The organism is uncultured Aliivibrio sp. (genome assembly GCF_946479765.1).
GTDB lineage: Bacteria > Pseudomonadota > Gammaproteobacteria > Enterobacterales > Vibrionaceae > Aliivibrio.
This window is the reverse complement of record NZ_CAMLHO010000101.1, coordinates 1-3,830: the sequence shown is the minus strand read 5'-3', so window position 1 is coordinate 3,830 and position 3,830 is coordinate 1. Positions and strand designations below refer to the sequence as shown.

The following is a 3,830-nucleotide window of genomic DNA, read 5'->3' as shown; positions in this document are numbered from 1 at the left end:
ACATTCAATCCTCCTTTATCATCTTTCTATGTCTAAACTCTAGCATGAAAAAACCATATAATTTCAATGGATACCTAAAACAAAGGCATTACTCACTTTATTCAATCTCATCGCTCAATTACAATAAAGCGGTTCCCCCTATCTGTCAGGTGGCAGGATAGTGGTCACCGTTACAATTACCAATAGAGAAGCCTATGTTAAAGCAAGCAAAACAAATGATCGTGTTTAATGCGCTCACACAACAGAAAAGCTTTACCAAGGCAGCTCAGCTTTTGGATATTTCTAGAACACAAGTCAGTCTTCAAATTCAGCTTCTTGAAGAACGCTTAGGTGTTCAATTAGTACAAAGGACAACCCGTTCTTTTGCCCTTACCGAAGCGGGTCAATCGTTCGCCGTGCATTGTGCCAATATCGCCGATGAGATTAACGAAGCCGAAAACGAACTGCTATCTAACATGGATACGTTAAATGGCAAACTCCGTGTCGGTATTGCTCAGTCTTTCGCTACTAATCATATTTTGCCCTATCTTTCTGAGTTTCATCAACGCTATCCACAACTTAATATCGAAATAACCTTATTTGATCATAAGATTGATGTGATTGCAGAGCAATTAGACTTATGGATAGGTGTGATGGATTCACCTCCTGAAGGATTTGTTGCAAGACACTTAATTGATTGTCATTTTGTTCTCGTCGCTAATCCTAGTTATCTTGCAAAACAAGGGATCCCTTATCACCCTTATGATCTTAAAAAGCATAACTGTCTTACTTATATCAGCCGTGAGCGTAAAGATAATGTATGGGGGTTTCATAAAGGTGAAGAGGATCTACAGATAAAAGTAACCGGTAATTATCGTATCGATTCTGCCGACGCCATTCGTAACGCGACAGTTTCAGGTAATGGGATCGGATATATAGCAACTTACCTTCTGTCTGATGAGCTGCGTACAGGTAAGCTTATTCAATTACTCCCTGATTGGGAATTAAATCAATCAATGCCACTTTACGCTGTTTATCCTCGACGTAAATTCTTGCCTAAAAAAGTACACCTCTTCATGGAGTTTGTTCGAGAACATATTAATTCAGACAAAATTGACCGTTTATAAAAGCCAATCTTACCACCACAAATTAGGGATAATAAGGCGTTATATACGAACCAATTATCCCATATAGTAACAACTAACTCTTACCTGCGTGATAAACCTCTCATTTAATGTATTATTGATGAATTTACAAACTATTCCTCTTTTTTATGTTACCTCTATGTAGAACCCATAACAACTTGATCCTTGTCACACTTTTATTTTTCACTAGAATACCCCCGCAATCATTAACTAAATACTATTGGAGTTTGACCTTGAACTTTTTGGTCAGTATTTTAGGCATTGTTTGCCTATTCGCGATTGCGTTTCTTTTTTCAGAAAACCGACAAGCCATCAAATGGCGCACTGTATTAGGCGCGTTCTTAATTCAGTTACTGTTCGCCGGGTTCATCCTCTACGTACCAATTGGCCAAACTATCCTTAATAGTATCTCCATGGCTGTTTCAGACATTATTGCTTATGGACGTGTAGGCACCGAATTCCTTTTTGGTGATTTAGCCCAGTACAAATTAGGCTTTATTTTTGCCGTCAACGTTTTGCCTACCATCGTTTTCTTCTCAGCATTAATCTCTGTTCTTTACTATTTAGGTATCATGGGATGGATAATTAAAATTATTGGCGGCGGTTTACAACGCTTCCTTGGTACAACTCGTACAGAATCAATGTCAGCAACCGCCAATATCTTTGTTGGTTCAGTTGAAGCTCCGTTAGTTGTTCGCCCTTTCCTTGCTAAAATGTCACGTTCTGAATTATTTGCCGTAATGGTTGGTGGCTTAGCTTCTGTTGCGGGTGGCACAATGGTAGGTTACGCAGGTTTAGGGGTTGAATTACGTTATTTAATTGCTGCTAGCTTTATGTCGGCTCCTGCTGGTTTGATGATGGCAAAGTTAATCGTCCCTCAAACCGAAGAAATTAACGAAGCAGACTTATACGAAGACGATTGTGTTGATGATGCACCTGTAAATATTATTGATGCAGCTTCTCAAGGCGCATTAAACGGATTACAAATTGTATTTGCTGTTGGTGCAAGCTTATTGGCTATAATCAGTCTTATCGCTCTATTGAATGGCGGATTACATAAGATAGGAATGTTAGTTGGGTTTGAAAATTTAAGCTTAGACCTTATTTTTGGTTACCTATTTGCTCCTATCGCATGGTTAATCGGTGTCCCATGGTCAGAAGCGACTGTTGCAGCAAGTTTAATTGGTAAAAAAATTGCCATTAACGAATTTGTGGCCTTTGCTGACTTGATGACAGTAAAAGACCAATTAAGTGAGCATTCTCAAGCTATCGTTACCTTTGCCCTTTGTGGCTTTGCTAACCTAACCTCTATCGCTATGTTAATGGGTGGATTAGGAGGTGTCGTTCCAAGCCGTCGTCCTGACATTGCACGTTTAGGTATGAAAGCCATCTTTGCTGCTACATTAGCAAACTTAATGAGTGCCACGGTTGCAGGCATCTTCTTATCTTTCTAAAGAATTAATCTCTAAATAAGAAAAAGCCACTCACTTTAATACGCTGACTAGAAAGAGTATTAAAGTGAGTGGCTTTTTTCTAAGTGCTTAAAGCTTAGTGATACGATTAAGAACAAATGAAGCAATCGCACCATCAACGGCTTTTATGTATTCTGCAATATGAGAAGTATTCAAATGGTCTTGTAATAGCGCTTCGCTTTCCCATTGCTCATAAAAGAAGAATAGATTTGAATTCTCATTATCTTGATGAAGATCGTATTGAATACAGCCTTTTTCTTTTAGAGTCGGTTCAATTAGTTTTAATAGTTCTGCTTTAACAAATTCTACTTTGCCTTCTTGTGCTTCAACTCTTGCTACAATCGTTAGTATCTTCGTCATCTTATGCTTCTACTCTATTTATAGGCTTATGATTTACTATTAGTACTCCTCTTTAGTCAGGAAGTACAACTAATCCCAAAGGTTCTAATAATTGCTCTTGTTGCCAACCACAGATTTTAACACCCGTTAAATCAACTCTACGAGGATCTAAGCCTTCTAACTCACAATGACATAGATTTGCCTCTTGCATTCTAAATTGCCCCCATGCATCTTCAGAGAAAGAACCACGAGACAGATCAGAACCTTTAAATGAAGCACCTTGTAGATTTGCTCCATTCCACTTATTTTCAAACAAATCACACTTCTCAATGCATAAACGTTCAAAATTAGCGTATGACAAGTTACACCCAGTGATATAAACAGAACAAAAATACATTTGATGGCTAATTTGATTTACAAAATTTGCTTGAAGGAAGTTAGCCCCTTTGAGATCACAGCCTCTAAACTCAGCACCAAATCCATTCGCGCCTCTAAAATTAGCCATCGTTAAACGGCAATCCTTGAATGACGCATCCCTTAGATCACTGTAATCAAAATGACAGCCTTCTATTGCCCCTTGCTCAATAAAAACACAATCTACAAATCGAGCATCTCTTAAATTTGTACGACTAAAATTACAACAATAAAATTTGCATCCTTCATAGTAAGATCCACTTAAGTCTTGATGCGTAAAATCTACTTTCTTGAATGTTTCATTATATATAGCCATGTTTTACCTCTTTACGTTTTATAAAGGAAGACTATCAGTATCCATAGTAAATACCAATAAATATAAAAACTTAAGAAACAACGACTTAAAACCATCTAAAATGACCATTTTAAGGCGTTAAACAAGCTCTACATGACATGAAAAACAAACTTAAAGCTACAGTGC

At 37.7% G+C, this 3,830-nt stretch carries 4 protein-coding genes; 2 read left to right on the top strand and 2 right to left on the bottom strand.

The features are described from left to right. Positions 1–194: 194 nt before the first annotated feature. Complete coding sequence (locus tag Q1K78_RS17060) at positions 195–1,106, top strand: LysR family transcriptional regulator (protein WP_300181605.1); 912 nt, start codon at positions 195–197, stop codon at positions 1,104–1,106. Positions 1,107–1,357: 251 nt separating this feature from the next. After that, complete coding sequence (locus tag Q1K78_RS17055) at positions 1,358–2,578, top strand: NupC/NupG family nucleoside CNT transporter (protein WP_300181603.1); 1,221 nt, start codon at positions 1,358–1,360, stop codon at positions 2,576–2,578. A gap of 87 nt (positions 2,579–2,665) precedes the next feature. Here the strand turns inward: Q1K78_RS17055 and Q1K78_RS17050 are convergent, their stop codons facing one another. Both Q1K78_RS17050 and Q1K78_RS17045 read right to left on the bottom strand, forming a co-directional pair. Then, positions 2,666–2,956 (bottom strand): putative quinol monooxygenase, encoded by a 291-nt coding sequence (locus Q1K78_RS17050; protein ID WP_300181601.1) that lies wholly within the window; start codon positions 2,954–2,956, stop codon positions 2,666–2,668. A gap of 52 nt (positions 2,957–3,008) precedes the next feature. Beyond that, the gene (locus Q1K78_RS17045; RefSeq protein ID WP_300181599.1) at positions 3,009–3,665 is read right to left on the bottom strand and encodes a Qnr family pentapeptide repeat protein; all 657 of its coding nucleotides are present in this window, start codon (positions 3,663–3,665) and stop codon (positions 3,009–3,011) included. Between the last annotated feature and the right edge of the window lie 165 nt (positions 3,666–3,830).

Coding starts and splice junctions, on each gene's coding strand:
- Q1K78_RS17060 (WP_300181605.1), top strand. CDS start 195: ATGTTAAAGCAAGCAAAACAAATGATCGTGTTTAATGCGCTCACACAA.
- Q1K78_RS17050 (WP_300181601.1), bottom strand. CDS start 2,956: ATGACGAAGATACTAACGATTGTAGCAAGAGTTGAAGCACAAGAAGGC.
- Q1K78_RS17045 (WP_300181599.1), bottom strand. CDS start 3,665: ATGGCTATATATAATGAAACATTCAAGAAAGTAGATTTTACGCATCAA.